6 protein-coding genes are annotated in these 6515 nt (G+C 50.6%); 5 read left to right on the forward strand and 1 reads right to left on the reverse strand.

Annotated features, from left to right (window positions below):
- Window positions 1-77: 77 nt before the first annotated feature.
- The 4 genes from PEL01S_RS21220 (at window position 78) to PEL01S_RS21235 (ending at window position 4018) form a co-directional block, all read left to right on the forward strand.
- Window positions 78-1367: an ABC transporter substrate-binding protein gene (locus tag PEL01S_RS21220; protein WP_063185263.1), complete on the forward strand. Its 1290-nt coding sequence runs from the start codon at window positions 78-80 to the stop codon at window positions 1365-1367.
- A gap of 135 nt (window positions 1368-1502) precedes the next feature.
- Entirely contained in the window at window positions 1503-2333 is an 831-nt protein-coding gene (locus tag PEL01S_RS21225) for a carbohydrate ABC transporter permease (protein WP_108532443.1), read from the forward strand.
- A 3-nt stretch (window positions 2334-2336) separates the two neighbouring features.
- Window positions 2337-3164 carry a carbohydrate ABC transporter permease gene (locus PEL01S_RS21230; RefSeq protein ID WP_063185261.1) on the forward strand — a complete coding sequence of 276 codons (828 nt, stop codon included), beginning with the start codon at window positions 2337-2339 and terminating at the stop codon, window positions 3162-3164.
- A 32-nt stretch (window positions 3165-3196) separates the two neighbouring features.
- Window positions 3197-4018, forward strand: a complete 822-nt coding sequence (locus PEL01S_RS21235; protein WP_127461725.1) for a PfkB family carbohydrate kinase — start codon at window positions 3197-3199, stop codon at window positions 4016-4018.
- Window positions 4019-4094: 76 nt separating this feature from the next.
- Here PEL01S_RS21235 and PEL01S_RS21240 read toward each other — a convergent pair whose 3' ends face one another.
- The gene (locus PEL01S_RS21240; RefSeq protein ID WP_127461726.1) at window positions 4095-5486 is read right to left on the reverse strand and encodes an ABC transporter substrate-binding protein; all 1392 of its coding nucleotides are present in this window, start codon (window positions 5484-5486) and stop codon (window positions 4095-4097) included.
- Between the two features lie 165 nt (window positions 5487-5651).
- Between PEL01S_RS21240 and pdaA the strand changes: the two genes are divergently transcribed.
- The gene (pdaA, locus tag PEL01S_RS21245) at window positions 5652-6431 is read left to right on the forward strand and encodes a delta-lactam-biosynthetic de-N-acetylase (RefSeq protein WP_127461727.1); all 780 of its coding nucleotides are present in this window, start codon (window positions 5652-5654) and stop codon (window positions 6429-6431) included.
- Window positions 6432-6515 lie beyond the last annotated feature (84 nt).

A 6515-nucleotide genomic window follows, 5' to 3' on the forward strand; every position in this document is an offset into this window, starting at 1 on the left:
GCGGCGGCAAAGAAGCGGCAGGCGGGGATTGACGTATCCAAACGGAGTCTATCTTTAGCGGAGGTGTGAAATCATCTATGAAAAGAAAAACAACCGCAATCTTTGCAAGCGTTCTCATTTTACTGACGGCAGCCTGCAGCTCCACGAACGGGGATCAGGCGGGGTCGAAGGACCAACAGACGGTCACGCTAAAATTTTTCCACCGCTGGCCCAGCGAACCGAGAAATTCTTATTTCAACTACATTGTGAAGGAGTTCGAGAAGCAAAATCCCGGCGTGAAGATTGAAATGGAATCGGTGCTGAACGACAGCTACAAAGAAAAGATCAAGGTGCTCGTTTCTTCCAACAACATCCCCGACGTATTCACTTCCTGGTCCGACAGCTTTGCGGAAAACCTGGTGTCTTCCGGAAAGGTTAAAGACGTCACGTCCATGTTCGATTCCGATGCGACCTGGGCGAATACGATTATTAAATCGCAGATCAAGCCGTTCACGTTTAACGGCAAAATTTACGGCGTTCCGTTTACGATGGACGGAAAGGCGTTCTTTTATAACAAAAAAGCGTTCGAAAAGGCGGGCATACAGAAGCCGAAGACGTGGGACGAACTAATTGCCGCGCTAGATAAGCTGAAGGGCGCCGGATACGACGCACCACTCATGGAAGGGCTGCAAAATACATGGGCCGTCAGTCACTACTTGGGCACGATGAACCAGCGGATGCTCAGCCCCGAGGTCATCGCGAAGGATTACAAGACGGAAACGGCGCAATATTCGGACCCCGGCTATGTAAAAGTTCTTGAATATTGGGACAAGCTGGTGTCTTACATGGGGCCGGCCGCGACATCCATCGATCACGAGGCCGCCAGAAATCTGTTTATCGCGGAAAAGGTGCCGGTCATGTATTTGCAGTTTGCCGAGCTCGGCTATTTGACGAAAAACCCCAAGCTGGATTTCGACTTTTTCAATTTCCCTGCGTTTCCCGAAGGCAAGGGCAATCCGGGGGCGTTAACCGGGGCTCCGGAAGGATTCATGATCAGCAATACAGGCAAGCATCAGGAGCTCGCCGAGAAGTTTGTGAAATTTATCGTATCGCCTGAAAATGCGGCGAAATTCCAGAAGGATGCCGGGGCAATGACCGCCGTGAAAGGCTCCGCCACCGCCGAGAACTCTCCGAAGGGAACTTTGGAAGCGGTCGATGTCATTATGAACGCTTCCGAGACGACGCCTTGGCTCGACAATGCGATGAACATTGCCATAGCGGACGCCTTCATGAAAGGCGGCCAAGCGATGGCGTCCAAGTCGATGACGCCTCAGCAGGTTATGGAAAGCGTGCAGAAGGCGGCCAAATTGCTTCAAAGTGCAAAGTAACGAACGGATTGGAACGAGGGAGCATTGCGACTCGGTTTTTACCAAACCAATGCTCCTGATAGGTGATAGATCGGAGGAGACAAAGTGAAATCAAGCAAGCTGGCTCCTTTTTTGTTTATTTTTCCGTGCCTGCTCATGCTGGCGTTGTTCGTCTATATGCCACTCATACAAAACCTGGTTTACAGCTTTCAGGAATTTTCCATGCTTTCGGGGAAAAGAAGCTTTATCGGATTGGACAATTACAAAATGCTCTTTTCCGACCCCGTTATCGTTACCGCTCTAATCAACAATGTAAAATACGCTGTCATCTCGGTCATTTTTCAGGTGGGGTTCGGGCTGATTTTGGCCGCCGTATTAGAAGACGAAGCCTTCCGCAAAATTTCTCCTTTTTTCCGGACGATTTATTTTATCCCGGTCGTGATTTCGATCACCGTCATTTGCTTGCTGTTTACGTTTGTGTATCATCCTACCGACGGTCTGCTCAATCTTTTTCTGGAAGCGATCGGGCTCGGCAGCTGGGCGAAACCGTGGCTTGGATCGGGCTCCACGGCGATTTATGCCGTCATCGCGGTTTCGCAATGGCAAAGCGTCGGCTACTGCATGATGCTGTTCATCGTCGCTATTCAGAAAATACCGGCCGATCTATACGAGGCGGCTAAAATCGACGGCGCCGGGAAGATCAGAAGCTTCTTCAACGTCACGCTGCCTCAGGTGAAGGAGATGTGTTTCGTAACTTCGGTCATTACGATCACGGGCGCGTTCATGGTATTTAACGAACCGTTTATTATGACGAAAGGCGGCGGTCCCGGAACGAGCTCGATTACGATCGCGGTTCATATGTATCAAACCGGATTTTTCAAAGACAGCATGGGCTATGCCTCTACGATTGCCATGCTGATGTTTCTTATCACGGCTGTACTGGCTTTCGCGCAGACTGTATTTTTCAGAACAGGCAAGGGGGATTAATCTGTGACAGCCAAATTCAGCATTAGTAAAACGATCATTTTATTATTGCTCGCCGCGGGTGTTGTCGTAATCCTTTATCCATTATCCTGGATGCTCGCCTCGTCGTTCAAAAGCTACGATGAAATCTTCGGCTCGGTCTGGGGGCTGCCGAGCAAATGGCTGTTCTCCAATTATGCGACCGCCTGGAGCAAAGGCGTGGCCAACTACTTTGTGAACAGTGGCATCGTGACGATCAGCACAATCGCGGGTGTCGTCCTGCTTGCATCGCTGTGCGCCTTCGGTCTCAGCAGATATTCTTTCAAATTCGACAGAGCGGCACTGCTGTTCGTTATGGGCGGAATGATGCTTAACCCGCAAGTGTGTCTTGTGCCGCTTTACATCCTGTTGCAGCAAACGCATTTGCACAATACGCTTCTGGCGTTAATTTTGCCTTATATCGCATTCAGGCTGCCGCTTATCGTTCTGCTGATCCGTTCGTACTTTCTCGGCGTATCCAAAGAAATCGAGGAGTCAGCGAAAATCGACGGCTGCACCGCGTTCCAAATTTATTGGCGCATCTTCATGCCGATGTCGACTCCGATTATTTTGACTTCGACCATCCTGATCGCTTATTATGCATGGAACGAATTTTTATTCGCTATCATCTTCATTGATTCCGAAAAATACAAGACGATTCCGGCGGGGCTGATGAGCTTTAAAGACGCTCTGTCCACGGATTGGGGCGTGCTGCTGGCAGGCTTGGTCATGTCGGCGCTGCCGCTGATTCTGTTGTTTATCTTTATGCAAAAATACTTTATCCGAGGAATTGCCGCAGGCTCGGTAAAAGGGTGAACGAGCCTGAATCAAGGGAGGTTGCCGTAATTATGAAAATGATTGCGATTGGAGACAATGTCGTCGATTGCTATCTGGATCAACAGCTGTATTATCCGGGCGGAAACGCGGTCAATGTGGCAGTCAATTGCAAAAGAAACGGTTTCGAAGAATGCGCGTACATCGGCGTCTTCGGGAACGACAAAAAAGCGGAGCATATCAGGAAATCTCTTGACCACGAGCAGGTAAGCTATGAGCTCTCCCGACAAGTGTACGCTCCGAGCGGTTCACCTGGTGTTCAACTGGTCGATGGAAATCGCGTCTTCGTAGGCGGCCCGAAAAATACGGCGCAGCACATCGTTCGCTTAAGGCTGACTCCTCACGATATGGAGTACATTTCTCAATTCGACGTATGTCATACAAGCTGCTATTCCAATATCGAAGGAGAGCTCGCTCAGATCAAAACCGCGTGCGACATTTCATTCGACTTTTCGACGAATGTCGGCACGGACTATTTGCAGAGGGTATGCCCTCATATCAAATATGCCTTTTTCTCCGGCGCGGACCTGCCGGATGATCAGCTCGACCCGTTGATTGAAGCTTGCCATCGTCTCGGAGTCGAAATCGTTGGCATTACGCTGGGGGGCAAAGGAGCTTTGTTTTCGCGAAACGGTGAGCGCTATGTTCAGGGCGTTAAGCCGACCGAAGTTGTCGATACGATGGGTGCTGGTGACAGCTTTATCGCCGGTTTTCTTACCGCGTACATCCAACACGGCGGGATGGAGTCGGCCCTCGATTACGCCGCGGATTGCGCGGCAAAGACCTGCACCTTTTACGGCGCTTACGGTTACCCTCATCCGATGGAGATGGATTGATATTGGGGCTTATAGATATACGTAAATCCTAAAGAGGACCGGAGGCAGCGTCTCCGGTTTTTTGGAGTTGTTAAATTTAGTTCTTTGCCTGCTTTGCTTTTTCGAGTTCCTGCTGCCCGGTTTCCTGCAGCGTTTTTAAGGCGTCGTCCAACGATTTTTTTTCTTCAACCACTTGTTGGAGTTCTTGGGAGACTAATTGGTCAAAGGAAGGAAAGAAACTTTGTGGAACATTTTCCAAATCTTTGTTGAGACTTGCTTCACTCGGCCTAAGCTTGTAGAAAGAGGCGAGGCTATGGCCATCGCGTTCTTTTAAATAAGCCGATCTGGAAGGCAATTCGCCAGGAGAACTGTTATCGTTTGTTTTTGCCATTTGATCGCTGTTAATAAATTTGACCAGCTCCCAGGCTGCGCGGATATTGGCCGACTTGGCGTTGATCGAGAATATCCTCGATACGGACATGGCATGGGAAGCGTCCGGGGAACGCGGATCGATCGGCACCGTCGCGATCTCCCAATTCACGGGGGAGACATCCTTCAGCGTATCTTTGGCCCGTTGAATGGTTTCCATGAAGTTGGAAGAGCTTAAAATCATGGCTGCTTTTCCTGTAATAAACAAGTTTCTTTTTAGAACATCCTCCATAGTCTTTGGCTTCCCTTGGTTCGCTGCGGGATTTTTTTGCGGTACATAGAATGCCCCTGATTTCATCCCTTCTACGGTCAACTGGGCTGCTTGTTTCCACTCTTCCGTACGAATGGTAACCTTCATCTGGCCAGGATCGACAAACGACAGCCCCTTGGCCGCTGCGATGCTGCTCAAATAATGAAACCCGACCTGTGCTGCGGCGGGGTAGGAAGGAGCAAAACCGTAAATCCGCTCGTTTCCTTGCCCGTTCGAAGGAAATCGCCGGGCGAGTTGAACTAACTCCTCCCAAGTCATTTGATCTTTCGGGAAAGGGACCCCGTATTCCGAAAATAAGTCTTTATTGTAATAGATAGCCTGGCTGGAAAAAGTGGGCGCCAGCCCGTAGAGCGTTCCTTCGCCTTTCGCTTTAATCAACTCGGTCACGCCGGGCAACATATTCTCGATATCAAACTTATCTTGTTTGATGATCTCGTTTAATCCGTAAAGCTCGCCCTTGCGAATAGCCTCTTGGAACAGATCCATCGTCTGGAAATAGATGATATCCGGCTGCTCGCTGTCCATCAGCTTCTGAAATTCAGCCATCACATCTTTATCAGGATGAAAAAGGCTTTCGGTGGAAACGACTTCCACACTAATGTTCGGGAACCGGCTCATAAATAAATTTCCATACTGCTGGTAAAATGCATTCTTATCGTAATAGGCAACTTTGATACTTACTTTTTCTTTCCCCAGTTCCGGGAGCAGGGGTTCCGTTTTGTCTGAGCAGCCGGATAGCAGGGCAACCGACAACAATGCAACCATAAGCAAGCGATTGAACCGAAGCATGAATGCTGCAAAATCCTCCTTTTTTAAATTCAGTAAATATTTACATGTTATGGACGAGTTCGATTGATCATTGGTTTCACTAAAGCCGGAGAAGGCACATATTTTTCAGGGGACGAGGGATAATGACTTCTAGCTGACAAAAACAAGAAGGAGTGAGCCCAACCCTTGAAACGTATCGCAATTGCCACCCTCCTGCTGGCCGGTCTGCTGGCAGCGGTCCCGGTCCAAGCGGCCGCCGCAGGGGACGGCGCCTACCATTTCGGGTTTAAGAAGAGTAAGAACGGCAGCCGTCCCTCCATCGACGAAGAAGGCTTCAAGCCCACTGTGGAGAAGCACGGGGCTATTTTTCTCGGGGATACGACGCAAAAGGAGCTGTATCTCACCTTCGATAACGGCTACGAGAACGGGTATACCGCCCGCGTGCTCGACGTGCTGAAGGAAAAAAAGGTCCCCGCGATCTTTTTCGTCACCGGTCACTACATCAAGGATCAGCCGGAGCTGCTGCGGCGCATGGCGGCCGAAGGCCACCTGATCGGCAACCATTCGTGGAGCCATCCCGACATGACTCAGATTTCGAGCGACAAAATCAAGGACGAGCTGGAGAAGGTAAAAGCGGACGCTGCGCAAATTACCGGACGGCAGACGATGATCTACCTGCGCCCGCCGCGGGGCATCTTCAACGACCGCAGCCTCGCGGTTAGCAAGGAGCTCGGGTATACGAGCGTATTCTGGTCGGTCGCGTACAAGGACTGGGATACGAGGGCGCAAAAAGGGGCCGATTACGCCTACAATCAAGTCATGGCCCAGCTTCACCCCGGAGCTGTGATCCTGCTGCACACGGTATCCAAAGATAACGCGGACGCGCTGGGAAGAATCATCGACGGCGCCCGGCAGCAGGGCTACGAATTCAAGAGCCTGGACCAACTGACGGTCAAGTCATACTAGCGGAGACAGGCCGACTGCCGAGGGCACGGCCCATACCGTGCGGGGAGCCGCTCCCGCCGCAGCAAGCGTCACGAATATAGGCTC

This window comes from Paenibacillus elgii NBRC 100335 (genome assembly GCF_004000865.1).
Lineage (GTDB): Bacteria > Bacillota > Bacilli > Paenibacillales > NBRC-103111 > Paenibacillus_G > Paenibacillus_G elgii.

Bases quoted from the DNA above. Each gene is read 5' to 3' on its own strand.
- PEL01S_RS21220 (WP_063185263.1), top strand. From the start codon at position 78: ATGAAAAGAAAAACAACCGCAATCTTTGCAAGCGTTCTCATTTTACTG.
- PEL01S_RS21225 (WP_108532443.1), top strand. From the start codon at position 1,503: ATGCTGGCGTTGTTCGTCTATATGCCACTCATACAAAACCTGGTTTAC.
- PEL01S_RS21235 (WP_127461725.1), top strand. From the start codon at position 3,197: ATGAAAATGATTGCGATTGGAGACAATGTCGTCGATTGCTATCTGGAT.
- PEL01S_RS21240 (WP_127461726.1), bottom strand. From the start codon at position 5,486: ATGCTTCGGTTCAATCGCTTGCTTATGGTTGCATTGTTGTCGGTTGCC.